Source organism: Pseudomonas sp. PS01270 (assembly GCF_029959775.1).
In the GTDB taxonomy this organism is placed as follows: Bacteria; Pseudomonadota; Gammaproteobacteria; order Pseudomonadales; family Pseudomonadaceae; genus Aquipseudomonas; species Aquipseudomonas atacamensis.
Map to the genome: position 1 here is coordinate 39,772 of NZ_JASCPT010000016.1, position 26,239 is coordinate 66,010.

General features: G+C 59.3%; 27 protein-coding genes and 2 pseudogenes. 17 read left to right on the plus strand and 12 right to left on the minus strand.

Annotation, left to right across the window (positions count from 1 at the left end; genetic code table 11):
• Positions 1 to 76: 76 nt before the first annotated feature.
• The 3 genes from QMX86_RS07925 to QMX86_RS07935 all read left to right on the plus strand — a co-directional run bounded on the left by QMX86_RS07925 (position 77) and on the right by QMX86_RS07935 (position 2,902).
• Positions 77 to 295, plus strand: coding sequence for a DUF2970 domain-containing protein (locus QMX86_RS07925; RefSeq protein WP_016774481.1), 219 nt, complete (start codon positions 77 to 79; stop codon positions 293 to 295).
• Between the two features lie 470 nt (positions 296 to 765).
• Positions 766 to 2,424: a nitrite/sulfite reductase gene (locus QMX86_RS07930; protein ID WP_024012729.1), complete on the plus strand. Its 1,659-nt coding sequence runs from the start codon at positions 766 to 768 to the stop codon at positions 2,422 to 2,424.
• Positions 2,408 to 2,902 carry a DUF934 domain-containing protein gene (locus QMX86_RS07935; RefSeq protein WP_016774480.1) on the plus strand — a complete coding sequence of 165 codons (495 nt, stop codon included), beginning with the start codon at positions 2,408 to 2,410 and terminating at the stop codon, positions 2,900 to 2,902. The genes QMX86_RS07930 and QMX86_RS07935 overlap by 17 nt, the downstream gene beginning before the upstream one ends.
• A 66-nt stretch (positions 2,903 to 2,968) precedes the next feature.
• On the opposite strand, the gene sohB is transcribed toward QMX86_RS07935, so the two are convergent.
• The gene (gene sohB / locus QMX86_RS07940) at positions 2,969 to 4,000 is read right to left on the minus strand and encodes a protease SohB (RefSeq protein ID WP_016774479.1); all 1,032 of its coding nucleotides are present in this window, start codon (positions 3,998 to 4,000) and stop codon (positions 2,969 to 2,971) included.
• A 204-nt stretch (positions 4,001 to 4,204) separates the two neighbouring features.
• On the opposite strand from sohB, the gene QMX86_RS07945 reads away from it, so the two are divergent.
• Positions 4,205 to 4,915, plus strand: a complete 711-nt coding sequence (locus QMX86_RS07945) for a histidine phosphatase family protein (protein WP_016774478.1) — start codon at positions 4,205 to 4,207, stop codon at positions 4,913 to 4,915.
• 63 nt (positions 4,916 to 4,978) lie between these two features.
• On the plus strand, positions 4,979 to 5,296 hold the full coding sequence (locus QMX86_RS07950; RefSeq protein WP_016774477.1) for an SCP2 sterol-binding domain-containing protein: 318 nt from the start codon (positions 4,979 to 4,981) through the stop codon (positions 5,294 to 5,296).
• A gap of 78 nt (positions 5,297 to 5,374) precedes the next feature.
• On the opposite strand, the gene QMX86_RS07955 is transcribed toward QMX86_RS07950, so the two are convergent.
• The 5 genes from QMX86_RS07955 to QMX86_RS07975 form a co-directional block, all read right to left on the minus strand.
• Positions 5,375 to 5,881 carry a hypothetical protein gene (locus QMX86_RS07955; RefSeq protein WP_130929838.1) on the minus strand — a complete coding sequence of 169 codons (507 nt, stop codon included), beginning with the start codon at positions 5,879 to 5,881 and terminating at the stop codon, positions 5,375 to 5,377.
• A gap of 95 nt (positions 5,882 to 5,976) precedes the next feature.
• Complete coding sequence (locus tag QMX86_RS07960; protein ID WP_130929837.1) at positions 5,977 to 7,014, minus strand: hypothetical protein; 1,038 nt, start codon at positions 7,012 to 7,014, stop codon at positions 5,977 to 5,979.
• 12 nt (positions 7,015 to 7,026) lie between these two features.
• Positions 7,027 to 7,554: a PAAR domain-containing protein gene (locus QMX86_RS07965; protein ID WP_041478692.1), complete on the minus strand. Its 528-nt coding sequence runs from the start codon at positions 7,552 to 7,554 to the stop codon at positions 7,027 to 7,029.
• Positions 7,555 to 7,737: 183 nt separating this feature from the next.
• A complete protein-coding gene (locus QMX86_RS07970; RefSeq protein ID WP_016774476.1) occupies positions 7,738 to 8,232 on the minus strand; it encodes an RES domain-containing protein in 495 nt (164 codons plus the stop codon).
• Positions 8,229 to 8,705, minus strand: coding sequence for an MbcA/ParS/Xre antitoxin family protein (locus tag QMX86_RS07975; RefSeq protein WP_073474805.1), 477 nt, complete (start codon positions 8,703 to 8,705; stop codon positions 8,229 to 8,231). Before QMX86_RS07975 ends, QMX86_RS07970 begins: the two co-directional genes overlap by 4 nt.
• Before the next feature lie 350 nt (positions 8,706 to 9,055).
• On the opposite strand from QMX86_RS07975, the gene QMX86_RS07980 reads away from it, so the two are divergent.
• The 3 genes from QMX86_RS07980 (at position 9,056) to QMX86_RS07990 (ending at position 12,250) form a co-directional block, all read left to right on the plus strand.
• A complete protein-coding gene (locus tag QMX86_RS07980; RefSeq protein WP_024012724.1) occupies positions 9,056 to 9,919 on the plus strand; it encodes a LysR family transcriptional regulator in 864 nt (287 codons plus the stop codon).
• A gap of 112 nt (positions 9,920 to 10,031) precedes the next feature.
• On the plus strand, positions 10,032 to 11,177 hold the full coding sequence (locus QMX86_RS07985) for an SRPBCC family protein (RefSeq protein ID WP_073474807.1): 1,146 nt from the start codon (positions 10,032 to 10,034) through the stop codon (positions 11,175 to 11,177).
• Positions 11,174 to 12,250, plus strand: coding sequence for an SMP-30/gluconolactonase/LRE family protein (locus QMX86_RS07990; RefSeq protein ID WP_282383433.1), 1,077 nt, complete (start codon positions 11,174 to 11,176; stop codon positions 12,248 to 12,250). Before QMX86_RS07985 ends, QMX86_RS07990 begins: the two co-directional genes overlap by 4 nt.
• A 132-nt stretch (positions 12,251 to 12,382) precedes the next feature.
• Here the strand turns inward: QMX86_RS07990 and QMX86_RS07995 are convergent, their stop codons facing one another.
• Both QMX86_RS07995 and QMX86_RS08000 read right to left on the minus strand, forming a co-directional pair.
• On the minus strand, positions 12,383 to 12,547 hold the full coding sequence (locus QMX86_RS07995; protein ID WP_016774471.1) for a hypothetical protein: 165 nt from the start codon (positions 12,545 to 12,547) through the stop codon (positions 12,383 to 12,385).
• 98 nt (positions 12,548 to 12,645) lie between these two features.
• Positions 12,646 to 12,900 (minus strand): DUF465 domain-containing protein, encoded by a 255-nt coding sequence (locus QMX86_RS08000; protein WP_016774470.1) that lies wholly within the window; start codon positions 12,898 to 12,900, stop codon positions 12,646 to 12,648.
• Positions 12,901 to 13,104: 204 nt separating this feature from the next.
• Here QMX86_RS08000 and QMX86_RS08005 point away from each other — a divergent pair, with 204 nt between their 5' ends.
• Positions 13,105 to 13,626 (plus strand): DUF4142 domain-containing protein, encoded by a 522-nt coding sequence (locus tag QMX86_RS08005; protein WP_016774469.1) that lies wholly within the window; start codon positions 13,105 to 13,107, stop codon positions 13,624 to 13,626.
• A 56-nt stretch (positions 13,627 to 13,682) separates the two neighbouring features.
• Here QMX86_RS08005 and QMX86_RS08010 read toward each other — a convergent pair whose 3' ends face one another.
• Positions 13,683 to 13,946, minus strand: a complete 264-nt coding sequence (locus tag QMX86_RS08010) for a hypothetical protein (protein ID WP_041478793.1) — start codon at positions 13,944 to 13,946, stop codon at positions 13,683 to 13,685.
• Between the two features lie 260 nt (positions 13,947 to 14,206).
• Here QMX86_RS08010 and QMX86_RS08015 point away from each other — a divergent pair, with 260 nt between their 5' ends.
• From QMX86_RS08015 to QMX86_RS08040, 6 genes are read left to right on the plus strand one after another with little or no spacing between them, the layout of a single operon-like run.
• Positions 14,207 to 15,058: an STAS domain-containing protein gene (locus QMX86_RS08015; protein WP_122692734.1), complete on the plus strand. Its 852-nt coding sequence runs from the start codon at positions 14,207 to 14,209 to the stop codon at positions 15,056 to 15,058.
• A gap of 4 nt (positions 15,059 to 15,062) precedes the next feature.
• Positions 15,063 to 15,425 carry an STAS domain-containing protein gene (locus QMX86_RS08020; protein WP_016774466.1) on the plus strand — a complete coding sequence of 121 codons (363 nt, stop codon included), beginning with the start codon at positions 15,063 to 15,065 and terminating at the stop codon, positions 15,423 to 15,425.
• Positions 15,422 to 15,826: an anti-sigma regulatory factor gene (locus QMX86_RS08025; RefSeq protein WP_016774465.1), complete on the plus strand. Its 405-nt coding sequence runs from the start codon at positions 15,422 to 15,424 to the stop codon at positions 15,824 to 15,826. Before QMX86_RS08020 ends, QMX86_RS08025 begins: the two co-directional genes overlap by 4 nt.
• Complete coding sequence (locus tag QMX86_RS08030; protein ID WP_071172075.1) at positions 15,823 to 16,836, plus strand: ATP-binding protein; 1,014 nt, start codon at positions 15,823 to 15,825, stop codon at positions 16,834 to 16,836. Before QMX86_RS08025 ends, QMX86_RS08030 begins: the two co-directional genes overlap by 4 nt.
• Positions 16,829 to 17,704, plus strand: coding sequence for an ATP-binding protein (locus tag QMX86_RS08035; protein ID WP_024012718.1), 876 nt, complete (start codon positions 16,829 to 16,831; stop codon positions 17,702 to 17,704). Before QMX86_RS08030 ends, QMX86_RS08035 begins: the two co-directional genes overlap by 8 nt.
• Complete coding sequence (locus QMX86_RS08040) at positions 17,694 to 19,637, plus strand: response regulator (protein ID WP_122751408.1); 1,944 nt, start codon at positions 17,694 to 17,696, stop codon at positions 19,635 to 19,637. Before QMX86_RS08035 ends, QMX86_RS08040 begins: the two co-directional genes overlap by 11 nt.
• A gap of 599 nt (positions 19,638 to 20,236) precedes the next feature.
• Here the strand turns inward: QMX86_RS08040 and QMX86_RS08045 are convergent.
• From QMX86_RS08045 to QMX86_RS08055, 3 genes are all read right to left on the minus strand, one after another.
• Positions 20,237 to 22,870 carry an excinuclease ABC subunit UvrA gene (locus QMX86_RS08045; RefSeq protein WP_282387308.1) on the minus strand — a complete coding sequence of 878 codons (2,634 nt, stop codon included), beginning with the start codon at positions 22,868 to 22,870 and terminating at the stop codon, positions 20,237 to 20,239.
• Between the two features lie 38 nt (positions 22,871 to 22,908).
• Positions 22,909 to 25,020, minus strand: coding sequence for an ATP-binding protein (locus QMX86_RS08050; protein ID WP_122707995.1), 2,112 nt, complete (start codon positions 25,018 to 25,020; stop codon positions 22,909 to 22,911).
• Positions 25,021 to 25,155: 135 nt separating this feature from the next.
• The gene (locus QMX86_RS08055) at positions 25,156 to 25,845 is read right to left on the minus strand and encodes a GntR family transcriptional regulator (protein ID WP_024012714.1); all 690 of its coding nucleotides are present in this window, start codon (positions 25,843 to 25,845) and stop codon (positions 25,156 to 25,158) included.
• A gap of 126 nt (positions 25,846 to 25,971) precedes the next feature.
• Here QMX86_RS08055 and QMX86_RS08060 point away from each other — a divergent pair.
• Both QMX86_RS08060 and QMX86_RS08065 read left to right on the plus strand, forming a co-directional pair.
• Positions 25,972 to 26,085 (plus strand): annotated as a pseudogene (locus QMX86_RS08060) (metal ABC transporter ATP-binding protein); the annotation flags it as partial.
• A gap of 8 nt (positions 26,086 to 26,093) precedes the next feature.
• Positions 26,094 to 26,239 (plus strand): annotated as a pseudogene (locus tag QMX86_RS08065) (metal ABC transporter ATP-binding protein); the annotation flags it as partial.

Genomic DNA, 26,239 nt, shown 5'->3' on the forward strand with positions numbered 1-26,239 from the left:
GCAAAAGTTGTAACGCGGCATCCGTGACCACAGCGATTGACTATGCTTCGGGGGACGATTTTTCGCAGAGGGATTTATGGACGATCCAGTCGACAACAAACCGCCGAGTTTCTGGCAGATGCTGCACAGCGTCATGGCAGCGGCGTTCGGCGTGCAAAGCGGCAAGAACCGGGAAAGGGACTTTACCCACGGCAAACCCAGCCACTTCGTGATTCTCGGCGTTTTGTTTACAGCCGTGTTTGGCCTGACGCTGTTTGCCATCGTCAAACTGGTGTTGTATCTGGCAGGGGTGTGATGGCGCCAGGCCGGGTACCGACTCGAGCTATCCGGGCCCTGAAAGAAAGGCCCGGAACGCTGATTTATTGATGGCTGACCCAGAAGACCGCTGTTCCTACAACGAGAATGATCAGGAACAAAATGGCCCACGCATCGACGCTACTGTCGCTTTTCCTGGCTTTGGTCGGGTTGCTCATTGCATCGCCTCTTGTCGGTTTTATCGGTGATTGCACAAAGACTCGATCACAGTTAAGACGATGATTGTCCGCACGACAAATGTGGATTAGATGACCGGCATTCGCGTTAGGCGATTTGGTTCTTTACATATACTCAAACATCACTTTTGCGCATAACTGCAAACGGGTATATTGCCCCGGCTCCGTGACGGAGTGCGCGGCCGTGCGCGCAGAATTGCAGAGGCAACATCGGACTCCAGCAAGCGAAAACGCAGCGTTTTCCGAGTAGCCCAAGCCTGAGAACAGGACTTATATGTACGTATACGACGAGTACGATCAGCGGATCATCGAGGACCGCGTCAAGCAGTTCCGTGATCAGACCCGACGCTATCTGGCAGGTGAGCTGAGCGAAGAAGAATTCCGCCCCCTGCGCCTGCAAAATGGCCTGTACATCCAGCGTTTCGCGCCGATGCTGCGCGTGGCCGTGCCTTACGGCCAGCTGACTTCGCGCCAGGTGCGCATGATGGCCAAAATCGCCCGCGACTACGACAAGGGCTACGCCCACATCAGTACGCGGCAGAACGTGCAGTTCAACTGGCCTGCGGTGGAAGACATCCCGGACATCCTCGCTGAACTCGCGACCGTGCAGATGCATGCGATCCAGACCAGCGGCAACTGCCTGCGCAACGTCACCACCGACCAGTTCGCCGGTGTCGCTGCCGACGAAGTGATCGACCCGCGCCCATGGTGCGAGATCGTCCGCCAGTGGACCACGTTCCACCCGGAATTCGCCTACCTGCCGCGCAAATTCAAGATCGCCGTCAACGGCTCGACCAGTGACCGCGCTGCCATTGAAGTCCACGACATCGGCCTGGAACCTGTCTACAACGCTGCTGGCGAGCTGGGTTTCCGCGTGCTGGTTGGCGGCGGCCTCGGGCGTACGCCGGTGGTGGGCGCATTCATCAATGAATTCCTGCCTTGGCAAGACCTGCTGAGCTATCTCGACGCCATCCTGCGTGTGTACAACCGCTACGGCCGTCGCGACAACAAATACAAGGCGCGGATCAAGATCCTCGTCAAGGCGCTCACGCCTGAAGTGTTCGCGCAGAAAGTCGATGCGGAAATGGAGCACCTGCGCGGTGGCCAGACCACGCTGACCGAAGCCGAACTGCATCGCGTCGCCAAGCATTTCGTCGACCCGGACTACAAAACCCTCGACAACCAGACTGCGCAACTGGCCGATCTGGACCAAGAGCATCCCGGTTTCGCCCGCTGGCGCAGCCGCAACACCCTGGCGCACAAGAAGCCGGGCTATGTGGCTGTGACGCTGTCGTTGAAGCCGACCGGCGTTGCCCCTGGCGACATCACCGACAAGCAACTCGACGCCGTCGCCGATCTGGCCGAGCGCTACAGTTTCGGTCAACTGCGCACCTCCCACGAGCAGAACATCATTCTTGCCGATGTCGAGCAGAGCCAGTTGTTCACCCTGTGGGGCGAGTTGCGTGAAGGCGGTTTCGCCACGCCGAACATCGGCCTGCTGACCGACATCATCTGCTGCCCAGGCGGTGACTTCTGCTCGCTGGCCAACGCCAAGTCGATCCCGATTGCCGAATCGATCCAGCGTCGCTTCGATGATCTGGACTACCTGTTCGACATCGGCGAGCTGGACCTGAACATCTCCGGTTGCATGAACGCCTGTGGTCACCACCACGTTGGCCACATCGGCATTCTCGGCGTGGACAAGAAAGGCGAAGAGTTCTATCAGGTCTCCCTCGGCGGCAGCGCCAGCCGTGATGCGAGCCTGGGCAAGATCCTCGGCCCGTCCTTCGCACAGGAAGCCATGCCTGACGTGATCTCCAAGCTGATCGACGTGTACGTTGAACAACGCACCGAAGACGAGCGCTTTATCGACACCTATCAGCGTATTGGCATCGACCTCTTCAAGGAACGCGTCTATGCAGCGAATCATTAAGAACAACGAAGTCGTCGACGAAACCTGGCACCTGTTGCCGAAGGATTTCAACATCGATGAAATCAGCAACTGCGACGATCTGATCGTTCCTCTGCAGTTGTGGCGCGAGCACAGCCGCATGCTCCTGGCCCGCGATGGTGGCCTGGGTGTGTGGCTGGATGCTGATGAAGAGGCCGAGGAAATCGGTGAGGACGTCGCCAAGTTTCAGGTGATCGCCTTGAACTTCCCGGCGTTTACCGACGGCCGTAACTACTCCAATGCCCGCCTGCTGCGTGACCGTTATGGTTTCAAAGGCGAGCTGCGTGCGATCGGCGATGTATTGCGGGACCAATTGTTCTACATGCATCGCTGCGGTTTCGACGCCTTTGCCATTCGCGCGGACAAAGACCCATACGAAGCACTGGAAGGCCTCAAGGACTTCTCGGTGACTTACCAGGCTGCCGCTGACGAACCACTGCCGCTGTTCCGTCGCCGCTAAGCGTCGGAAGTTGTTGCAGACACAAAAACGCCGGTCATGTGACCGGCGTTTTTTTATGCCTGCGGTTTACCAGAAGCGTTGCTGGGTAAGACGGCTCCACCAGCTCAACAGCACGCGGTCCACCGAGCCACTGGCAGCCATGCCGATGCGTTCCTGCAGGCTTTTGCGCTCGGCGTAGTGCAGGTGATAGACCTCGGCCTGTTTGGCCTTCTGTGCCAGGTATTCATCGCTGGTCTTCAGTTCATCCACCAGTTGGTTTTCCAGCGCAGCGATTCCGAGCCACACCTCACCGGTAGCCACCTCATCGATCGCCAGTTGCGGGCGATAACGGGCGACGAAGTTTTTGAACAAGCGATGGGTGATGTCGAGGTCTTCCTGAAATTTCTCGCGGCCCTTCTCGGTGTTTTCGCCAAACACGGTCAGAGTGCGCTTGTACTCACCGGCGGTCAGCACTTCAAAGTCGATGTCATGCTTCTTCAAAAGGCGATTGACGTTGGGCAATTGCGCGACTACGCCGATCGAACCGAGAATGGCAAACGGAGCGCTGATGATCTTATCGCCGATACACGCCATCATGTAGCCGCCGCTGGCCGCGACCTTGTCGATGCACACGGTCAGTGGCACGCCCGCATCACGGATTCGAGCCAGCTGCGACGATGCCAGACCGTAGCTGTGCACCATGCCGCCGCCACTTTCCAGACGCAGAACCACTTCGTCTTTCGGCGTGGCCAGGGTCAGCAGCGCGGTGATCTCGTGGCGCAAGCTCTCGGTGGCGGAAGCCTTGATATCGCCGTCGAAGTCGAGCACGAACACCCGGGATTTGGTCTCAGGCTTGTTCTTTTGCTTCTTCGCACTTTTTTCTGTTTTCGCTTCGCCCTTGCGCAATGCCTTGAGCTGATCCTTGTCGAGCAGGGTCTGCTCCAGGCGTTCACGCAGGCCCTTGTAGAAATCGTTGAGTTTGCTGACCTGCAACTGGCCCGCCGATTTGCGTCGGCCCTTGCTGCGCAATGCAGCAAAACTGGCAAGCACCACCAGAATGGCGATCACCAGCGTGACGGTCTTGGCCAGGAAGCTGGCGTATTCGGTGAAAAAATCCACAGAGACTCCTCAAAGCAATGCGTGACGGTGTATTACACGCGGAATGGCTCCAGCATACCCATGCGCTGGCTCATCGGCCAGCCGTGAAACCTCTGGCAACACGCCTGTAACGGGCATTTCAAACAAGCGTATGTTTTTTCATTGACAGCCTTACGCCATCCTCATAACCTCGCCTGACCTTCAACGTACCGGGACGACGCGGACGTGGGCAGCATCTACTTGATACGACATGGCCAGGCCTCCTTTGGTGCAGACGATTACGACGTGCTGTCGCCGACCGGTGTGCGTCAGGCAGAAATCCTCGGCCAGCACCTCGCCGACCTCGGTATCAGCTTCGATCGTTGCCTTGCCGGTGACCTGCGTCGTCAACAGCACACCGCCACCAGCGCACTGGAGCAATTCAGCGCCAGAGGCCTGCCGGTTCCAGTCCTCGAAACCGATTCCGCCTTCAACGAATTCGATGCCGATGCGGTGATCCGCGCTCTGCTCCCGGCCATGCTGCCGGAAGAGCCGGAAGCCCTCGACATACTGCGCAACGCCGCGCAGAACCGCGGTGAATTCCAGCGCATCTTCGCCTTGATCGTCGAGCGCTGGCTTGCCGGCACCTACGACACACCCGGACTGGAAAGCTGGCTGGGTTTCGTCGAACGGGTTCAGGCCGGGCTGCACCGCATCCTCGACCTGGCGGAAAAGAACCAGAAAATCGCCGTGTTCACCTCCGGCGGCACCATCACTGCCCTGCTCCATCTGATTACGCAAATGCCTGCCAGACAGGCCTTTGAATTGAACTGGCAAATCGTCAACACCTCGCTCAACCAATTGAAGTTTCGTGGTCGCGAGGTGGCTCTGGCTTCCTTCAACAGTCACGCACACCTGCAACTGCTGAAGGCCCCGGAACTCATCACTTTTCGCTGAGTCCGGCTTACTGTGACCCTGGCTGTAACCACCCAGCTCCCATGACCAAGAAAGGATCGAACCATGACCTCCGTAGCTGATGCCGTAAAAGCAATGCAAGCCAAGTTCAACCCAGCCGCCGCTGCCGGTCTGGACCTGGTCTTCGGTTTCAACATCACCGACGAAGACAAGCAATACGCGCTGATCGTCAAAGACGGCACCTGCGACATCCAGGAAGGTGAAAACCCGGACGCCAACTGCACGCTGGTGCTGGACAGCCAGACCCTGAAAGACATCGTCAGCGGCGAAACCGACGGCATGCAGGCCTTCATGGGCGGCAAGCTGCGCGTTGAAGGCGACATGATGCTGTCGATGAAACTGTCCGAGCTGTTCCCTTCGTAAGAAGCTTCTTGGTAAAACACAAATCCCGCTTATTGGCGGGATTTGTCGTTTCAACCATTGAAGACATGGCAACGTGAGTTAACGCTTGGCTGAAGCCGTCCCATCAAGCTCTTTTTTTACCTGGAGGTATGCCGCCTCTTCATCACTTTTTTCGATCAGATTCGAAGCCATCGAGCGGGGCAGGAGTTTCTTTTCTGTCACGTCCCAATCGATCGTAACGACCACGGTCTTGTTTGCAAACGTGATGAAAAGCCAATAGGAATCCACCGGCCTGTCAGGCTCGGCAAATGAACTATAGGCATACCGTATCTGGCGGTGCAGGTCCGGCGTATTCAGAATGAGGTCTTCGGTGTCCAACTTCGGAAACTGCCGCCCTACAGCGAATAACGCTTCTGTCAAGAGAACATCATTCTCAATATGTCGCAAACTTTCAGGCCTATTGCGCAGCATGGTCACTGGGCTCTCTTCAGGCGGAGTACCCATGAGACGCGGGCGATACATACCTGAACTGAACCACCGGCTGGCGTCGAAACGGTTTTCTTCCGGACTCCACGGGCCGTAATACATCATTACTTTGGCTGGCATCTGGGCTTCCTTGGCGTAAATAAATAGTCCTGCAAAGCTGACAGCAATCAACAAGACACATAAGACGTGACGTTTGCCTATAAACTTCAGGAGCGTCATAGCGGTTTATAGGCAAGCAGGTGTTTGGGTACGCCGTCCGGTGTATCACCTGATCGAACGTCACGATGTGCGCCTAAGGCATCCAGCGGAAATCCAATCTTTCGTTCATACAATGCTCGGCTGTCATCGTGCGCCAGCAAATTGCGCTCTTCTTCAGAGACTGTTGGCGTCGGCGCCTGCGGCGCCTGTTCATCAGGTAATTGCGCCGTTGGGTCTTTGAGGGTCTTGCGATGTTCGATCAGCTTTCGTTCATAAGCGGTTTTTCGACTCAAATAATTCCGCATCGCTCGCCCATCAGCTGCTTCCCTTTCACGAATTCCCGGCACAGATCCCCGTTCCGCGGCAGTACCATAAGTCGTGTCGTAGTTGCTGCGTCTTGGAAATGCCCACACGGTGGTCCGGGTAGCATTAGCAAGAATCTGCGCTAGGCTGCGCTCGTAATGAGGATCTTCTGTTTCATTGACCTTGAAGTCGGCATCGATACCCAAACCTGTGCGACAAGCGTAGGAGTGAATTTTCGCACCATAGGCAAACGCTTCGGGCTTGAACATACTCGCTTGTGCATCACGCAGACGGTAGCTATCGTTTTTATCCAGCTCGTAGCCCAACTCGATACTGCCCACCACACCATGAGAAAAAAAGTCGAGCTGTTTGATCTCGCGCCCGCGGCGTTGCCGAGCTGCGATGAAATCCACAAGACCGGATATCGAGTCCATCTCCCGGTACTGTGCTCCGTGCTGATTTTCGACAACGTCCTTCAAAGCCGCCAGCAAGTTCTCCGGATAGTCATTTTTGAAAATCAGAAATACACGCTGGATTGTGAAGTTTGGAGTGCCGATTGGATACTTTGTGAGTTGGCGGATACCCTGATTGATAAAGCGCATCTTGTTGCCCTTCTGGCCACGAACCTTTTCATAAAGGGACATGTAAGACGCACCCACAACCGTTACGTAATCCTGTGCCAGCGTACCTTTCACTTGGGTCGTTGTATGTTGATCGCTTGTTCGAGCTTGATTCTTTTTGGGGGCTGCCACCTGCCACCTCCCTTAGTAATCTAGGCCGAGCGCGTCGAGATGGGCGGCGGCTTCCTTACCCCACTGCACAACTATCGAAGTCGGGTTGGCCGTAAACACTCGCGCGGCGTTACCATGACTATCGGTATGGCCGACGAGACGCTGCCCGTCACCCGTTTCGATGCAATAGAGCATGTCGGGAATAGCTTCGCCAGTGGCCTCATCAACCAGTTGGAAGCGCTCGCTGTGTTTAGGAACAGTGATAATCGGGGAGAAAGGTGCGGAACCGACCTGGGTGCCGACAAAAACGTCGCCAGAGCCCGTGATTATCATGCCTCCGTGGGCCGTTGCACTGCCCAAGAAAGCAATAGGCTTGCCATTGATCAAAATATTGCTGATGCCTTCGGTGACAGTATCTCCGCACGCGGTGGTGTCTCCGACACGCAAAACTGGCATTCCATTGATGTTTACATCACCGGAACCGCTGTTACTGGGATTGGTGCCATGGCCTGTGATCGGGCATGCATTAAGATCGCTGAGTCGAGCGGCAGGCTTTGCCATCTTTAACTTCCTTGTAGTAAGCGTGGGCGCGAAATGTACCGGATCTTTATATTGGTTGAAAGCCTCAATCCAGACGTAGAATGCGAGCCGCCGCGAATGTAGCTGGCAGCGACTCATCGGCCCTTGATCGCTCCCGGAACCTGGAAATTGTCATGTCGGATTCGCAGGCCCACACAAATCCGATCAACCCTCCTGCAACAACCGCGTATCCAGCCCAAACCGCTCTTGCGAAACCATCCTGAACTGACCCTCCGCCAGATCGCAACTCACCAGCAAATTCCACGAGTGTCGGGTGGCCACCGAAGGCACCAGAACAAATGGATGTTCGGCCAACAGTGCATCGGCAAACTTTCGCTGGTTGGGTGAGGTTTTGATCGGGGTGAGCCAATGCGGATTGGGCACATCTTCCGGTTGCACGATTCTGACGCTGGCGTCGTGGGTGATTTCAAAACAGGTCAATACATAGGGCTCCTGATCAAGCGCATCGAAGCTGCCATGGGCGGCCACCTCCAGTATCGCCGTGGAGGGGTCGACCGACGCATAAACGACTCTGCGGCCGGGCGTATTCCAGCGGCCGCCGTCCCGTTTCGATCCGAGGCCGCTGTCCCAGGTCTCGCTGTACACCTCGCGATCCAGCCGCCACGCGTACCAGCGATCATCCCAGGGCAAGGGATTCATTGATAAACCCCGTATTTGATCTGGTTCAGATACTCCTCCACCATCCTGAAGCCCAGCGCATTTCCAACCAGATCGAGCGGCACATAACCGTAGAAGTAAGTGGCGCGTTGCTCCAGCCATGATTCGGCCTTGGCCTGTCGCCCGAACACCTCGATGGCCAGCTCCAGCGCTGCCGCATATTGGTAGGCGATGATGCTCTGCGGCGTGTCGAGGCGCACCGACGCGCCTTCCTTGAGCAGGCGTCGCACGGTTCTCACAGATTTGCCGGTGATACGTTTGACCATCTCTCCCTGTTGGTACAGCTCGGAGGTTGCGATCATGTTCACCACATCAAGCAGCTCAAATCCTTCGCTTGTGCAGCGCAGGATGAGCATCGGATCGTCGCCGGTATCCTGCCCACGCAACAGCAACTCCAGAGGTTTGCCCTCGAGCTTCTTCAAGCCCGTGAGCCGGGGCACTTTGGTGCTCGGCATGGCAACGTCCTCCGAGGGACACCTGGCGCGATCGTCGCGCCAATAATGGCGAGGCGAGTAAGCAGGCGTATGGCTTTCAATCAGTGGGATTCGCATAGTCCATCCTTTGTCCGGGTCCAGAGCGATCTGTGCGCTCGATGACTTCAATGTCAGGACTGATCCTATAGACCCGGCGTCCGACGACCAACCTGAAAAAGTCGTCAGAAATATCCCCAAATCTGATCAAAACGCTCCTGTTTCCGTAGGACCCAAACGCAATTTTCAGCGGTTCAATCCGTTGTTGCTTTCAGGTTGGGGAGAGGGACTTTTGACTTACAATGCGCCCCACCTCCAGATACCGGCCCCGCCCCATGGACATCGACCTCGCTCGCACTTTCCTCGAAATCGTCCGTCACGGCAGCCTTGCCGCCGCCGCGCAGAAGCTGTTCGTCACGCAGACCGCGATCACCGCAAGGGTGCAGAAGCTTGAAAGCCAGTTGGGCAGTACGCTGTTCGTGCGCAATCGCGCCGGGGCGAAGTTGACGGCCAATGGCGAAGCGTTCGTGATCTACGCCAATCAACTGGTGCAGACCTGGGAAGCCGCGCGCCGCGACTTGCCGCTGCCCGAGGGTTATCACAACGTTCTGCATATCGGTGGCGAGGTCAGCCTGTGCAATCCGTTGATGCTCAGTTGGGCGGCGGAACTGCGCGAGAAAATCCCCGGCCACGCACTGCGCATGGAAATTCGCGATGGCGAAAATCTGCTGCGTCAGCTCGAACTCGGTGTGCTCGATGCCGCGCTGGTTTATCAGCCGGAATACTGGCCGGGTCTGCAGGTCGAGCAAGTGCTGGAGGAAAAACTGATTCTGGTACGCGCGCCCGAGCGTCCGGAGCCTTACGTCTACATCGATTGGGGTCCGGATTTCCGCCGTCAGCACGACGCCGCCCTGCCGGAAAAAGCCAAAGCCGCGCTTAGCTTCAACCTTGGCCCGCTGGCCCTGCAATACATCCTCGAACATGGCGGCAGCGGCTATTTCCGCACTCGCGTTGTGCGCACTTACCTGGAGACCGGCGCCCTGGAAGCCGTCACCAAAGCGCCGGAATTCGGTTATCCGACCTATCTGGTGTATTCCCGTGATCGCGACTCGGCAGTGCTGCAACAGGCCTTCGATCTGTTGCGCGAAGTGATCCGCACCGATGACGACTGGTCGCAGCGCTGGAATCCGTTGAGCTGACGGACAGCTTCAGTCCAGAGCATGGCGCTTAAGGCCGCAAGGTTCGCCCTGCACAAGTCAGCGGATCGGCTAATCTGCCGGGTATAACAACAATACCCGCAGGTGAAACGCATTGAGGCAGACCACCGAGGCATTCCGCTGCCGCTACCGGGCGGCCATTCATCCTTTGTACAACCCGTGGTTGCATGGCGCGTTCGTGTTGCTGTTCGGCATTTTCGCGATCGCTGCGTTCTGGCGCACGGTGCATTCAGTGAGCTGGCTGGAATGGCTGACGGTGCCGCTGAGCCTGTTGTTGTTCAACTTCGGCGTATACATGGTCCATCGCCATCTGGGCCATCACAAAAAAGCCTTCGCGAAGATGTTCTACGCACGGCATGCCGGCGACCATCACAGCTTTTTCACCCCCGGGCACATGACCTACGACAGCGCGCGGGACTGGCGAGTGATTCTGTTTCCAGCCTGGCTGATCGTCATTCATACGCTGGTGATCACGCTGCCACTGTGGTGGCTGCTCGCGCAGGTCAACGCCAATGTCGCCGGGCTTTTCGCCGGATGCATGGTGCTCGGTTATCTGCTCTATGAGGTGTTCCATGCCTGCGAACATCTGCCGCCGCAAAATCCGTTGGCCCGTTTGCCGTGGATCCGCCAGATGCGCCGTCTGCATGAACTGCATCACCGCCGCGAGCGCATGCAGGAGCGTAATTTCAACATCGTTCTGCCCTTGATGGACTACCTGTTCGGCACGCTGTACCTCGAGCCGGAACCCGCCCCTTTGAGTGATTCGCAAATGCCCATGACGCGCATGCAGCACCAGATCGATATCGCCGGCGAGCCGGTCGCCGTGCTGGCCTATGCCGCCAGCGTCAGTCACTGGCCGGACTGGCATCCCTCCTCATTGAAGATTGACGGTCCGCACGGTCCACTGCATGCCGGTGCGCGTTTCGAGGAGGACATCCATGCCGGCGGACGTGCCGGTCACTTGCGCTGGGAAGTCACTGAATATCTGCCGGGCCGGCGCTGGTGCGCACGCGCGCAAAGTGATCAGGGCCTGTCCCTGCGTTTGACTTACGAGTGCTCGGCGGAGGCTGGCGGCACGCGTTTCGTGCGTACGCTGGAATATCGCTTTGACGGCTTGCTTATGCGTCTGGCCAATCGCCTGTTGCTCAAGCGGCGCATTGAGCGCGAGTCTGCCGCGTCCATGCTTGCCCTGCGCGACACGACCGCGCAGTACATCGGCGCGGCGAGGGCCAGCGCGTGAAATTACGTTATGTGCTGTGCCTGCTGATCGCTCTGGTCATCGCCTTCTTGTTGTTGCTGCCAACCAAAGTCGTACCAGTGGCCTGGACACCGCCACCGGCGCCCTCGTTGAAAGACGGGATCTACGCGGACAATCAGCGCCTCAAAGCTGTTGCAAAGGTCGGGCCGAGCGACATCGAAGGGCCTGAGGCGCTGCTGCTGGAAGACGAATTCCTCATCACCGGATTGCATGACGGCAGGCTCATCCGTAGCAGCCTCGACGGTACGCAGCGCAAGGTCCTGGCCGACACCGGTGGCCGTCCACTGGGCCTGGCCCGTCATCCGAACGGCATGCTGGTAGTTGCCGATGCGGTCAAAGGCTTGCTGTCGCTGGATGCGCAGGGCCGCGTGATTCCGTTGACCACCGAGGCCAACGGGGTGCCATTTGGATTTACCGATGATGTAGCGGTCGACAAGTCAGGCCACTACGCCTACTTCAGCGATGCCTCGAGCCGCTGGGGCTATGGCCATGACGGTGAGGCGATCATTGAACACGGCGCCGACGGCCGTTTGCTGCGTTACGACTTTCAGAGCGGCAAGACCAGCGTCTTGCTCGACAAGTTGCAGTTCGCCAACGGCGTCACCCTTGGCCCCGACGAAGCCTATGTGCTGGTCAATGAAACCGGTGCTTATCGCATCAGCCGCTACTGGCTGAGCGGGCCGAAGGCCGGTACCCATGATGTGTTCATCGACAACTTGCCGGGGCTTCCGGACAACCTCTCGTTCAATGGCAGCAATCGCTTTTGGGTAGCGTTGTACGCGCCGCGCAACGCGTTACTCGATGGCACCGCGCAGCACCCGTTCGTACGCAAGATGATCGTGCGGGCGTTGACGGTTTTGCCCAAGCCTGTCGAAAAGCGTGGGTTTGTGCTGGGACTGGATCTGGACGGCAAGATGATTGCCAATCTGCAGGACGCGAGCGATGGCAATTATTCGCCGATTACCACGGTGCGCGAGTATGGGCAGTGGCTGTATTTCGGATCGTTGAAGGCCATGCATATGGGGCGAATGGGGTTGGATGCGGCGCTTAAGTAAAACAGAAAAAATTTTCACCGTATGGACCGACGCTATCGCTGGCAAGCCAGCTCCCACAGTGTCCGTGTGAACTCCAAATATGTGTTCACCAGATGAACCTGTGGGAGCTGGCTTGCCAGCGATAGCGGTCTGTCAGTTGCCGGACCGGTCGAACTTCTCCGGATCTTCATCCTCCGGCAGTTCTTTCACGGTTTTTTCCGGATGCGCTGTGGTATGCGCCGGGCTGTTGGGTTCAGGGCGGGTCGGAATCGGGTCGAAGCCGCCCTGCTCTTCACTGGGGAATTTCGGATCGTTCATGAGGCACCTCGCAACGAGTCGATGGTTTGCGGACTCTGCACATTGGAGGTGCCGTGGGGGTCGCCGTTCCCTTCGGATGGCGACCACGGGTCAGGTAATTACTGACCGGTCAGCGGCTGCCCGGCCAACCGGGCGACGATCTGCTCCTTGACGATCACGCGCTTCTCTTTGAGCTTCTTCAATTCGTCGTCACTGGGGGCGTCTGACTGGGCGTTCTCGGCCTCGACCACTTCAGCATCCACCTCGAAATACTTGTTGAGCAGCGAATCCAGCTTCGCATCCTCGGAGCGTTTTTGCTCGATCTCTTCCTTTTTGCAGCCCAGGTCCTGATACAGATCATGTGAAACCGGCATGAAACACCTCCATCAAATTGATCGACAACCAGCGCGACCGATGCGCTGACTCGTTATCAGCATGGCCTTGCGAAATGGCTTCTGTCGACACCCTGTCAGACCAGCGGTTGCCGTTCGTCGCCCTGTCGTAAATGCGATAAAACCTTTGGCTTATGCGTTCGCTCCATTGAATAACGCTCACAAAAACCTGCGTGGAGATACCCAATGGACGGATTCAACCTGCGTCATCTCGCTCTGGCTGTTGCACTGTCTGCCGGCATGGGCAGCGCCTTTGCCGCGACCGACAATGACTTTGTCGATAACGCCGCCGCCGGTGGCATCGCTGAAATCGAAACCAGCCGTCTGGCTCTGGAAAAAAGCCAGTCCGCTGATATCAAAGCCTTTGCCAACCAGATGATCACCGATCACAGCAAAGCCAACGATGAGCTGGCAGCAATTGCCAAGGCCAACGACATCGAAGTCCCGGACACCACCACCCTGGTCAAACAGGCCAAGGAAAAGATTCTCGACATGCGTGATGAATCCTTCGATGCGGCCTACGCCAACAACCAGGTCAAGGCTCACGAAGAAACCATCGAGCTGTTCAAGAAACAGGCGAACACCGTGACCGATGACAAGGCCAAAGGCGCCACTGAACTGAAAGCGTTCGCGCAGAAGATGCTGCCAGCGCTGGAAAAACACCTGGCCCACGCCAAAGAGCTGCAAGCCAAACATCCGAGCAAGTAACCGCCCGGCAATAAAAAGGCCGCATCCTTCGATGCGGCCTTTTTGCGTTTCAGCGATCAACCGCCATCGGTGTCGATATCGGCGTCGGTGCTCTCGCCCGGTTCAGGACGGTCAGGGTCAGGCTTGAAACCAGGGCTGAAGTCGTTGCTGTTGTCATTGTGATGCTGCTTCTGATCAACCTCGGCAGCCGCGCTGTCCGCCTGTCCTTCTTCAGCCGGCGCGGGGGTGTTTTGCCCCGGTGTCTGCGGATCGATGGCCGGGTCGTTGCGGTTAATTGACTCTGAGGACTGATTTTGCTGTTGCGGCGCTTGCTCGTTCATATCCACCTCATTCATAGTCCTGCCTCCTTCTTCCAGCACGACTGGAAAACGTCGGGCATGCAGATTCGAAGCCTGACGCCGTAGATTCGTTCAAAAGATCGCTGCCTGTTGCCACGCCGACTAGAGTTACCGGGGCCTTCGACGCGGCAGGCAGAAAAATTCGCTTCTTAATGAACAACTATTTCAAGCGGCAAATGTCAGTCAATTCGCGCCGGTCATTTCACTGAGCCGGCACCATTACGTAACGGAGCGACACGCACATGGCAGCACTGCAGAACAGCACAGTTGAAGCAATCAGGAACAACCAGGCTCAACTGCTGAGCGAATGGACCAAACGCCTCGAAGCCAGCGGCGCCACGCGCAACCTCAAGGAACATGACCTCGCTCAGCAAACCCGCGACTTGCTCGGCCTGCTGCTGGCCGGTCTGGAAAACGGCAACGGCAGCAAGATTGCCGCCGCAGGCTGGGAAGACACCCGTCAGTTCCTTGAAAAGCTGTCGCAGAGCCGCGCCCTGCTCGGCCAGGATTCCCAGCAAACCGCCAACTTCATCTTCGCCTTGAAAGGTCCGCTGTTCGCCCTGCTGCAAAACCATTATCAGGACCAGCCGGCACTGCTCGCCGAGCAACTGCTGGAAGTTTCCGAACTGCTCGACACGGTCGGCATGCACACCATCGGCACCTTCCAGAAATCCCGTGAAGCGGTGATCAAGCGTCAGCAGGAAGAATTGCTGGAACTGTCGACGCCGGTGGTCAAGCTGTGGGATGGCGTCCTCGCCCTGCCAATGATTGGCACACTCGATTCGCAACGCACCCAGGTAGTCATGGAATCGCTGCTGCAACGCATCGTCGACACCGGTTCCGAGATCGCCATCATCGACATCACCGGCGTGCCGACCGTCGACACTCTGGTTGCCCAGCACCTGCTGAAAACCGTGACCGCGATTCGCCTGATGGGCGCTGATTGCATCATCAGCGGCGTGCGTCCGCAGATCGCCCAGACCATCGTTCACCTCGGTCTGGATCTGCAAGGCGTTGTGACCAAGGCCAACCTGGCCGACGCCTTGAAACTGGCCCTGACTCGCCTGGGCATCAGCCTCGGCAAAGCGGTCTGAGCCGATGGAACGTATTCCGATTCTTCAAATGGGCGATTTGCTGCTGGTGACCATTCAGGTCGACATGCACGACCAGCTCGCCATGACCCTGCAGGACGATCTGTCCGAGCGCATCAGCCGGACCTCGGCCCGTGGGGTGCTGATCGACATCTCGGCGCTGGACATGGTCGACTCGTTCATCGGGCGCATGATCGGCACCATCTCGGGGTTGTCGAAAATCATGGACGCCGAAACCGTGCTGGTCGGCATGCAGCCGGCGGTGGCGATCACGCTCGTTGAGCTGGGCATGACCTTGCCGGGCGTCAGCACCGCCCTCAACGTCGAACGCGGAATGAAACTGCTGCAGGATCGAGTACGCCTGCAATGACCGTGCGCAGCAGTGGTACTCAACCCATCCTGATCGAACAGGACGTGGTACTGGCCCGCCAGACCACGCGCAAGCTCGCCACCGAATGCGGCATGCGCCTGATCGACCTGACCAAACTGGTCACCGCCGTCAGCGAGCTGGCGCGTAACACCATGGTCTATGGCGGCGGCGGCGACATGGATTGGCAGATCCTCGAGGAAAACGGCCGGGTCGGTTTGCGCATCACCTTCCGCGACGAAGGCCCGGGCATCCCCGACATCAAACTGGCGATGACCGACGGCTGGACTTCCGGCAGCGGACTAGGCCTCGGCCTGACCGGCGCCAAACGTCTGGTCAATGAATTCGAACTCGACACTGAGCCCGGCAAAGGCACGCGCATTACGATCACACGATGGACATGAATATCACCGGGTCGTTGACCCAGGTTCTGCCGATCGAGGACAGCAGCCAGATCGGCCACGCCCGGCGCACCGCGCAGAAACTCGCCGAGCAGCATGGCTTCGACGAAAACGATGCCGGCCGCGTGGCACTGGTCGCGACGGAACTGGCAAGCAACGTGCTCAAGCATGCCCAGCGCGGCGAGTTTCATCTGCGTGTGCTGACTCGTCCGGATAACGGTTTCGGCATCGAAATGCAGACCGTGGATCGGGCGCAGGGCTTTGATCTGGATGCCTGTCTGGCGGATGGCTTTTCCACTGGCGGCACACAAGGCATCGGCCTCGGCGCCGTATCGCGGCAGACCAATGTCTTCGATGTCTACGCAGACCACCGTGGCGCGGTGTTGCTGGCGCGAATTTTTCCGCGCAGCGATCGTCAGGCCGATATCCGCTTCGGCGTCAGCCAGCATTCGCTGCATGCCGATCCAGCCTGCGGCGATGTCTGGCATCTGACGTATGAAGGCTCGCGGATCAGCGCGCTGGTGGTCGATGGCCTCGGTCATGGCGAAGACGCCGAGCGCGCAGGCCTGGCCGGGGCGCAGGCATTCGCCCGGGCACCGTTTGCCGATCCAGTGGTATTGATGGAAGACCTGCATCAGGAAATGCTCGGCACCCGCGGCGGCGCCGTCGCTTTCGCGCAGTTCGACAGCCAGCGCGATGGCCTGACGTTCGCCGGTGTCGGTAACATTGGCGCCAGCTTGCTGGACCCGGCAAAGTCACGCGGGCTGGCCTCGCACCCCGGCATCGTTGGCGGCCAGTACCGTAAAGCCAAACCCTTTGACTATGCTCACGTGAACGGACATTTATTGATCATGTACAGCGACGGCTTACAGTCCCGTTGGAATCTCAAAGACTACCCCGGCCTGGTGCATCGCCATCCGTCCGTGATAGCCAGCGTCCTGCACCGCGACTTCTGTCGTGGTCGCGATGACGTGACGGTACTGGTCGTTGCTCTGGAGGCCGCCCATGGCTGAATCGACTACCTTGAGCCATGCCGAACAGGCGGCGCTCATCGCTCAGTTGCAGCGCGAAACCACTGCCCTGCGCGAAGAGCTCGATGAAACCAACCAGGGCGTGCTGGCGCTGTACGCCGAGCTCGACACCCAAGCTGAAGAACTGCGTCAGGCATCGGATCTCAAGAGCCGTTTCCTGTCGTACATGAGCCACGAATTTCGTACGCCATTGGGCTCGATCCTGAGCATCAACAGTCTGCTCGCTGACGAACTGGACGGCCCGCTCAGCCCTGAACAGCACAAGCAGGTAGCCTTCGTCAGCACCGCTGCCCGCGAGCTCAGCGACATGGTTGATGACCTGCTCGATCTGGCGAAGATCGAAGCCGGGCGCATCAGTATCTCGCCAGCCTGGTTCGACATGTTCGACCTGTTTTCGGCCCTGCGCGGGATGTTCCGGCCAATCGTCGATGCTTCGGCGGTGGATCTGATCTTCGAAGAGCCGCTGGGTCTGCCGCGCCTGTATACCGATGACAAGAAGCTCGGGCAGATCCTGCGCAACTTCATTTCCAACTCGCTGAAATTCACCACCCGTGGCGAAGTTCGCGTGTCGGCGCGACTGGAAGGTGAAGACAAGGTGCGCTTTGCCGTCAGCGACACCGGCATCGGCATCGCGGCCGAGTTGCATGACACGCTGTTCGAAGACTTCTCCCAAGTCGATTCGCCATTGCAGAAACGTCTGCGCGGCACCGGTCTGGGTCTGTCACTATGCAAGCGTTTTGCCGCCCTGCTCGGCGGTGAAGTCGGGGTAGACAGTACGCCGGGCGTGGGCTCGACGTTCTTTGTCATCATCCCGCTGGCAATCGCTCTGGAGAACGTCGATGAATCGTGACATCCGCCTGTTGATCGTCGATGACAACGTCGCCACCCGTTACGCACTGCGTCGGCGCCTGGAGCGCCACGGCTACACAGTGCTCGAAGCCGGCACCGGCAGCGACGGCCTGGCCCTGATCGAGAGCGAAGCCCTCGATGCGTTGATCCTCGACGTCAACCTGCCGGACATGAGCGGTTTCGACATCGTCCGCTTGTTGCGCGCCGACCCGGGCACCGCGCTGCTGCCGGTGATTCATGTGTCAGCGGCGTCGATCCAGACCGGCGACATCATCACCGGCCTCAACGCGGGCGCCGATGCCTATCTGATTCACCCGGTCGACCCCGATGTGCTCTTGGCGACGCTGCGTACCCTGCTGCGGGTGCGCGACACGGAAAATGCCCTGCGCGAAAGCGAGGCGCGTTTCCGCGAGATCTTCGCTAACGTCTCGGCGCCGATCGCGGTGCTCGATGCCAATCTGAAAGTGCATGAGTGCAATCACGCATTCGCCCAATTGATCGTCGATAACCGCGATCCGCAGGCGCTGCGTGAATGCTTCGCCGAAGATCAATGCTCGATCCTCGATGAACTGCGTCTGCGCCTGGTCGACGGCGAGCGCTGGAAAGGCACGCTGAACATGCGCGTGCAGGGCGAGATTCGCGAGACGCAATGGCAGATTTCGCCGTATCGCACGCCAGAGCTGAGCCTGGTGTTCGTCGAGGACGTCACCGAACACCGCCACCGCGAGCGCTCGCATCTGGCGCGACTGGATGACACCACCACGCAGCTGGCCAAGGAAGTCGCCGAGCGTGTGCACGCCGAAGCGCAATTGCTGCAAGTGCAGAAAATGGATGCGCTGGGCAAGCTCACCGGCGGTATCGCCCACGACTTCAACAACCTGCTCACCGGGATCATCACCAGCCTGGAACTGATCCAGAAACGCGTGGCCGATGAGCGTCTGGACAAGGTGCAGTTCTATACCGAAGCAGCGCTGAACTCAGCCATGAGCGCGGCCTCATTGACCCATCGTCTGCTGGCATTTGCCCGCCAGCAGCCGCTCGATACACGGCCGGTGGACATCAACGAGCATGTCCGCTCGCTGGAAGAATTGCTGGTGCGCACCATCGGCGAGCGCATCACCCTCAAGCTGGAACTGACCAACAAACCGGCGATTGCGCTGGTCGACCCGGTGCAGCTGGAAAGCGCGGTGCTCAATCTGGTGATCAACGCCCGTGATGCCCTGCCCTCGGGCGGCAATATCTGGGTCAATACTTACGCCGCTTATTCCCATGGCGATCCGAATCTGGCCGATGGCGCGTACGTGGCGCTGTCGGTACGCGACGACGGCACCGGCATCGAACACAACGTGATCGACAAGGTGTTCGAGCCGTTCTTCACTACCAAGCCGCTGGGCCAGGGCACCGGGCTTGGTCTGTCGACGATTTACGGCTTTGCCCGTCAGTCCGGCGGTGACGCGCACATTCGTAGCGTCGCCCGGCGTGGCACCGAAGTGACCATCATGCTGCCCGGCACCAACGACCCGACCGGGGCCGACGCGCCTGTGCCGGTGCCTGACGCCAAAGGCAGTGGCGAGCATGTGCTGATCGTCGAGGACATGGCCACGGTGCGCTTGTTCGTTACCGAAGTGCTGGAAGACGCCGGCTATCGCTGCACGCAAGCGGCGGATATCGAATCGGCGCTGGAGCGCTTGCAGAACGACCCGTCCATCGACCTGCTGCTGACCGACGTCGGCTTGCCGCGCATGAGCGGCCGTGAACTGGCGGATGTTGCCCGTGGCTGGCACGAAGGGCTGCCGATCCTGTTCATGACCGGCTACGCCGAAACCGCGCTCAACCGCCAGGTCTTCCTCGGCACCGGCATGGACATGCTGGTCAAACCGTTCCAGATCAGCGAACTGCTCGACAAGGTCCGCCGCACGCTGGATGGCGCCTGAACTGACACACATCCCCGTGTAGGAGCGAGCCTGCTCGCGAAGGCGTCCGTCCAGTCAATTCATCTGCGACTGACATTCCGCTTTCGCGAGCAAGCTCGCTCCCACAGGGAGTCTGCTGCGTTACCCCTTTGTTGAGTACAGCCTGCAAAACTGTGGGAGCGAGCTTGCTCGCGAAGGCGTCCGTCCAGTCAGTTCATCTGCGACTGACACACCGCTTTCGCGAGCAAGCTCGTTCCCACAGGGGGTCTGCTGCGTTACCACTTTATTGAGTACAGCCTGCAAAACTGTGGGAGCGAGCTTGCTCGCGAAGGCGTCCATCCAGTCAGTTCATCTGCGACTGACACACCGCTTTCGCGAGCAAGCTCGTTCCCACAGGGGGTCTGCTGCGTTACCAATTTATTGGGTACAGCCTGCAAAACTGTGGGAGCGAGCTTGCTCGCGAAGGCGTCCATCCAGTCAGTTCATCTGCGACTGACACTCCGCTTTCGCAAGCAAGCTCGCTCCCACAGGGGATCCGGGCGTAACCACCTTTTCCGGGTACACCTTTCAAACCTGTGGGAGTTGGCTTGCCAGCGATGGCGTTTGGCAGGGCGCCGCCATTATCGGCTTAACGCCCGAGCCAGAAACGGCGCAGTCTTGCTCTTCTTGCTCGCCGCGACTTTCTGTGGTGTGCCGGCGGCGACGATCCTGCCGCCCTGATCGCCCGCTCCAGGGCCGATGTCGATCACCCAGTCGCTCTGCGCGACGACACGCATTTCGTGTTCGACCACAATCACCGTGTGACCCGCCGTCACCAGCGTATCGAGCTGTTCCAGCAAGCGATCGACATCCCTCGGGTGCAATCCCGTGGTCGGCTCATCCAGCACATACAAGGTCGCGCCACGCTGGTTGCGCTGCAATTCGGTTGCCAGTTTGATCCGCTGCGCCTCACCACCGGACAGTTCCGTGGCCGGTTGCCCCAAGCGCAAGTAACCCAGGCCGATATCGCGCAGCACTTCCAGCGAACGACGAATTCCTGCCTGCTCGGCAAACACCGACACCGCCTCATCGACAGTCAGTTGCAGCACCTGAGCGATGCTCAAGCCCTGCCAGAGAATCGCCAGCGTCTGCGGGTTATACCGCGCGCCATGACAGGTCGGGCACGGCGCATACACGCTGGGCATGAACAGCAATTCCACACTGACGAACCCCTCACCCTCGCAAGTGGCGCAACGGCCCTTGGCGACGTTGAAGGAAAACTGCCCGGCGTCATAGCCCGCCGCTTGTGCCTCGGGAGTCGCGGCGAACAGCTTGCGCACGTTGTCGAACAGCCCGGTGTAGGTCGCCAGATTGGAGCGCGGCGTGCGTCCAATGGGTTTCTGATCAACCTGCACCAGGCGTTTGATCGACTCCAGGCCGGCGCTGATCTGCCCGGTGCTGGGCGACGGCGTGTCATCTTCCAGGCTCGGTTCTTCCGACTCGGCCTCGGCCACCGGACGGCCCAACTGCGCGCCGACCAGTTCCAGCAAGGCCTGACTGACCAGACTCGATTTGCCAGAACCCGATACGCCGGTCACCGAGGTGAAACAGCCCAAGGGGAATTCGGCGCTGAGATTATTCAGGTTGTTGCGCGTCACGCCGTCGAGCTTCAGCCACCCGCTCGGCTTGCGTGCGGCGCGCTCAGAGCGCTGGTTTGCCGCGAACAGATAGGCGCGGGTCTGCGAATCTGCAATATCAGCAAGTCCCGCAGGCGGACCGCTGTACAACACGCGGCCGCCCTTTTCGCCCGCCGCCGGGCCGACGTCAATCAGCCAGTCGGCACGGCGCATGGTTTCAACATCGTGCTCGACCACAAACAGCGTATTGCCGTCAGCCTTCAAGCGCTGCAACGCCTCGAACAGCGCCTCGCCATCCGCCGGATGCAGACCGGCAGACGGTTCGTCCAGCACATAAATCACCCCGAACAACTGCGAACCCAATTGCGTGGCCAGGCGCAAACGCTGCAACTCGCCCGACGACAGCGTCGGTGTACTGCGTTCCAGCGCCAGATACCCCAGGCCGAGATCGGTCAGGGTGCTGACCCGCTCCAGCAAATCCTCAGCAATGCGTTGCGCCGCCAAGCGTTTTTCCAGCGACAGGTTCGGCGTGTGGCGCACGTCCGGTGCGCTGGCATGCCCGCTGGCGCCATGGGCGACCCGCTGCTGACGCGCCTCGCGGGTTTGCGCATGGCTGAGGGTATCGCCGCTCTCCTCGACCTGTTCCAGATAATTTGCCGCTGCTACAGGCCGCAGCACTTCGGCCACTTGCAGCAACGGCATCTGCGAAAACTCACCGATGTCGTAACCGGCGAAGGTCACCGACAACGCCTCGCGCTTGAGCCGCTTGCCCTCGCACAATGGGCAAGGGCTGCCGCGCATGAACTGTGAAACACGCTTCTTCATCAGCGCACTTTGCGAGTGAGTGAAGGTGTGCAGGATGTAGCGCCGGGCGCCGGTGAAGGTGCCCTGATAACTCGGTTCCATCTTGCGTTTGAGGGCCACGCGGGTTTCTTCCGGGGTCAGCCCGGCGTACACCGGCACCGTCGGCGTTTCTTCAGTGAAAAGAATCCAGTCGCGCTGCTTTTTCGGCAGTTTCTTCCAGGGAATATCGACATCAATGCCCATGGTCACCAGGATATCGCGCAGGTTCTGCCCCTGCCACGCCAAGGGCCACGACGCCACGGCGCGCTGGCGGATGGTCAGGTTCGGGTCCGGCACCATCAGCGCTTCGGTCACTTCATAGACGCGGCCAAGTCCGTGACACTCCGGGCAGGCGCCCTGGGGTGTGTTCGGTGAAAAGTCCTCGGCATACAACATTGGCTGCCCCGGCGGGTAACTGCCAGCGCGGGAATAGAGCATGCGGATCAGGCTCGATAACGTCGTCACGCTGCCCACCGACGAACGCGCGCTTGGCGTGCCGCGCTGTTGTTGCAGAGCGACGGCGGGCGGCAGTCCTTCGATGGAATCGACATCCGGCACGCCGACCTGATCGATCAGCCGCCGCGCGTACGGCGCCACCGATTCGAAATAACGCCGCTGGGCCTCGGCGTACAGCGTGGAGAACGCCAGCGACGACTTGCCCGAACCGGAGACACCGGTGAACACCACCAGCGCATCGCGCGGAATATCGACATCAACGTTCTTCAGGTTATGTTCGCGGGCGCCGCGCACACGAACCATGCCGGCGGGTGCTTTGGAATTGCGCTTGGAAATCATCGGCCTGCCTTGATTGAAAAACTGGGCAGCGCTCGGCTTCAGGTGCCGAGCACCTCGCAAATCATCTGCAGTAACGCTTGCGGGCTGTAGGGTTTGCCGAGCAGATGCGTATCGGGGCTGAGCTGGTGGTCGCGGGAAATGATGTCGCGGGTATGCCCGGAAGTGAACAGCACCGGCACCGGCGGCGTCTGCACCTTGGCCCACGCGGCCAGATCCGAACTCTTGATCAGGCCGGGCATGACCACGTCGGTGAAGATCAGATCGATCTCGATGCCTTCCAGCAACATCTGCATGGCCACGTCGCCATTGCACGCGGTCATCACCCGATAGCCTTCCTCGCGCAGCAACTCCACCGCCGAAGCGCGCACCGCATCATTGTCTTCCACCACCAGAATGGTTTCGTGGCCGCCGCTCTTGCGTTCGCCGACACTGGCGGTCTCTTCGCGAACCGGACGCAGACTGCGCGGAAAATACAACTGCACCCGCGTGCCTTCGCCGAGCTTGCTGTCGATCTCGACGTGGCCGCCACTCTGTTTGACGAAGCCGAAAACCATGCTCAGACCGAGCCCGGTGCCCTGGCCGTCGGCCTTGGTGGTGAAGAACGGTTCGAAGACCTGTTCCAGCATTTGTGGGGCAATACCCACGCCGGTGTCGGTGACCGCCACGCGAACATACTCACCGGCCGCTATGCCCTTGCCGGCGCAGTATTCGCTGTCCAGGCTGACATTGGCGGCACTGAGGCCGATGACGCCCTCGCCCTTCATCGCGTCGCGGGCGTTGATCGCCAGATTGAGAATCGCGTTTTCCAGTTGGTTGCGGTCGACATTGATATGCCACGGCTGCGGCGGCAACTGCACGTCGATCTGAATGGTTTCGCCCAAGGCGCGTTGCAGCAACTCGCCAACGCCTTCGAAAATCTGTTCGGGGTTGCACACGGCGGGTGAAAGCGGTTGCCGGCGGGCAAACGCGAGCAATTGTGAAGACAGTTTGGCCCCGCGCTCGACCGCCGCCAGCGAAGCCCCGACCCGGCGCTGCACGTTGGCATTGTTGGGCTCGTGCCGAGCGAGCAGATGCAGGTTGCCGGCGATGACTTGCAGCAGATTGTTGAAGTCATGGGCAACGCCACCGGTCAGGCCGCCAATGGCTTCGAGTTTCTGCGACTGGCGAAGTTGTTCTTCAGCCGCCAGCCGCGCATTCACCTCAGCGGCCACGCGCTGTTCGAGGTTACGGGTGAATTTGAGCAGCGACTCTTCGGCATTCTTGCGCTCATGAATATCGATCAGCACGCCGGGGAAGCGAAACGGCCTTCCGTCTTCATCGAACTCGCAGGCACCACTGGCCAGCACCCACAGATATTGGCCATCGCCGCGCTGTACACGGTACTCGGCGTTGTAGGGCTCGCCAGTGCGCACACAATGGGCGACCCGCTCCTGGACCCATTGGTGGTCGTCGGGATGAATGCGCGATTCGGCGATCTCTTGTTGCAGATCGCTCAGGTCCTGATCCGGCGGATAGGAAAAGGTGCGGGCGAAACGTTCGTCAGCGGAGAAGCGATTGTTCTTGATGTCCCAGACAAACGAGCCAAGCAGTGCGCCGGCATTCAGCGCCAGACGCACGCGCTCGTTGTCGGCGCGGTAGGCATCTTCGGCCGCCTGGCGCAGGCGCTCGGAATGCACCAGTTCGGTGGTTTCGACCACCATCGCCATGACGCCGCCGGGCACGCCTTCGTCATTGGCTACCGGGCTGTAATACAAATCCATCCAGACGTCTTCGGGCACGCCGTCGCGCAGCAATACCAGCTCTTTGTTGCGGTAGGACAAGGTGCCACCGGCCAGGCAGGTGTCAACGACGTGACGGTTGAACTCGGCGACTTCCGGCCAGCCCAGCTCAACCGGGACGCCAAGCAGATAGGGGTGGCGGCCGCCGGCGAATTCGGAATAAGCGTCGTTGTAGATCATGTAGCCGGCGTGGCCCCACAGCATCACCATCGGCAGCGGCGAAGCCAGCATCAGTTGCACAGTGTTGCACAGGCTGGCCGGCCATTCGGCGAGCGCGCCAAGTTCGGTGTGGCTCCAGTCGAACGCACGGATGCGCTCGGCCATTTCGCCTTTCCAGCCTTCACAGCCGTGGCTTTCGGATAAAAACTGCATCGCCTGACTCAGTGTCCTTTTTTGCGGTTTTCCGATCTATCGCAACGCTACAACGACGCGACGCCCGTGTGTTTCGAGGCTGTGAAAACGCATTGGTTTCATCGCAGGTATAGCCGATTTGCGACGCAGAGCCATTCAAACGCCAATCAAGTGCTTGAGTGGGTGATAGCCGGTTTTCATTTTCGCCGCGACGTCGAGGATCGCCTTCTCGATTCCGTTGAGGTGCGTACAGGTCAGTTCGATCGCGGCGCTCTGATCGCCGGCTTCGATGTACTCGAGCAAACGCAGGTGTTCATCGTCGCGGCAGGCTTGATGACTGTCATCATCGAGCGCGGCGGCATATAGCGAGGCCCGCGAGATCAGCTTCTGGAACCAGTCGAGCAGTACCGGATTGTTCAGGCTGCGCGCCAGTTTGAGGTGGAACTCGCCGAGCAGATGGATCAGTCGTTCATGGTCGCCGGCAGCATGCGCGGCATCTTCCAGTAACAAGTGCTCGCGCAGGTCCTGCATGGCAACGCTGTCTTTACGCCGGCACAGTTCGGTGACGATGCCGATCTCGATCAGCCGCCGGGTTTCGAACAACGAACGCAGCTCTGCGTCACTGGGCAGCGACACCGATGCGCCTTTGTTGGGCTCGGTGGTGACCAGACCATCGGCTTCCAACTGCTTGAGCGCAGCACGCACCGAGGTGCGGCTGACATTGAACAGCTCGGCCAGCGAGGCCTCACCCAGCTTCATGCCCGGGCGCAACGAACGCTTGCTGATCGCCGCGTAAACGCCTTGGTAGACGCGGTCGACCGTGGTTTCCAGCTTTTTTTCGCTCATTCGAACACTCCTTTGGCGTCGGGCAATTCATCCTGGCAGTGGCTGGCCATGGAGTTGATCGGGTTCCCGTACCAGTGTGAAGCGCAGAATATCTGCCTTCGGCCCAAAGGTGCAGCCTTTTGATTTATCTCGATTTTGAATAAACAGCCAAAACCTGTGGGAGCGGGCCTGCTCGCGAAGGCGGCGGCACAGTCAACATCGTCATTGCCTGACACTGCGCTTTCGCGAGCAAGCTCGCTCCCACACTGATACGGGGCGGATCGACCATCTTCATCGCAACCAAAATCCCTGTGGGAGCGAGCTTGCTCGCGAAGGCGGCGGCACAGTCAACATCGTCATCGCCTGACAGTCCGCTTTCCCGCTCAAGCTCGCTCCCACACCAGTCTCTTATAAA

Coding starts and splice junctions, on each gene's coding strand:
- QMX86_RS07925 (WP_016774481.1), top strand. CDS start 77: ATGGACGATCCAGTCGACAACAAACCGCCGAGTTTCTGGCAGATGCTG.
- QMX86_RS07930 (WP_024012729.1), top strand. CDS start 766: ATGTACGTATACGACGAGTACGATCAGCGGATCATCGAGGACCGCGTC.
- QMX86_RS07935 (WP_016774480.1), top strand. CDS start 2,408: ATGCAGCGAATCATTAAGAACAACGAAGTCGTCGACGAAACCTGGCAC.
- QMX86_RS07950 (WP_016774477.1), top strand. CDS start 4,979: ATGACCTCCGTAGCTGATGCCGTAAAAGCAATGCAAGCCAAGTTCAAC.
- QMX86_RS07955 (WP_130929838.1), bottom strand. CDS start 5,881: ATGCCAGCCAAAGTAATGATGTATTACGGCCCGTGGAGTCCGGAAGAA.
- QMX86_RS07965 (WP_041478692.1), bottom strand. CDS start 7,554: ATGGCAAAGCCTGCCGCTCGACTCAGCGATCTTAATGCATGCCCGATC.
- QMX86_RS07970 (WP_016774476.1), bottom strand. CDS start 8,232: ATGAATCCCTTGCCCTGGGATGATCGCTGGTACGCGTGGCGGCTGGAT.
- QMX86_RS07975 (WP_073474805.1), bottom strand. CDS start 8,705: ATGCCGAGCACCAAAGTGCCCCGGCTCACGGGCTTGAAGAAGCTCGAG.
- QMX86_RS07980 (WP_024012724.1), top strand. CDS start 9,056: ATGGACATCGACCTCGCTCGCACTTTCCTCGAAATCGTCCGTCACGGC.
- QMX86_RS07995 (WP_016774471.1), bottom strand. CDS start 12,547: ATGAACGATCCGAAATTCCCCAGTGAAGAGCAGGGCGGCTTCGACCCG.
- QMX86_RS08000 (WP_016774470.1), bottom strand. CDS start 12,900: ATGCCGGTTTCACATGATCTGTATCAGGACCTGGGCTGCAAAAAGGAA.
- QMX86_RS08005 (WP_016774469.1), top strand. CDS start 13,105: ATGGACGGATTCAACCTGCGTCATCTCGCTCTGGCTGTTGCACTGTCT.
- QMX86_RS08010 (WP_041478793.1), bottom strand. CDS start 13,946: ATGAACGAGCAAGCGCCGCAACAGCAAAATCAGTCCTCAGAGTCAATT.
- QMX86_RS08015 (WP_122692734.1), top strand. CDS start 14,207: ATGGCAGCACTGCAGAACAGCACAGTTGAAGCAATCAGGAACAACCAG.
- QMX86_RS08020 (WP_016774466.1), top strand. CDS start 15,063: ATGGAACGTATTCCGATTCTTCAAATGGGCGATTTGCTGCTGGTGACC.
- QMX86_RS08025 (WP_016774465.1), top strand. CDS start 15,422: ATGACCGTGCGCAGCAGTGGTACTCAACCCATCCTGATCGAACAGGAC.
- QMX86_RS08030 (WP_071172075.1), top strand. CDS start 15,823: ATGAATATCACCGGGTCGTTGACCCAGGTTCTGCCGATCGAGGACAGC.
- QMX86_RS08035 (WP_024012718.1), top strand. CDS start 16,829: ATGGCTGAATCGACTACCTTGAGCCATGCCGAACAGGCGGCGCTCATC.
- QMX86_RS08040 (WP_122751408.1), top strand. CDS start 17,694: ATGAATCGTGACATCCGCCTGTTGATCGTCGATGACAACGTCGCCACC.
- QMX86_RS08045 (WP_282387308.1), bottom strand. CDS start 22,870: ATGATTTCCAAGCGCAATTCCAAAGCACCCGCCGGCATGGTTCGTGTG.
- QMX86_RS08050 (WP_122707995.1), bottom strand. CDS start 25,020: ATGCAGTTTTTATCCGAAAGCCACGGCTGTGAAGGCTGGAAAGGCGAA.
- QMX86_RS08055 (WP_024012714.1), bottom strand. CDS start 25,845: ATGAGCGAAAAAAAGCTGGAAACCACGGTCGACCGCGTCTACCAAGGC.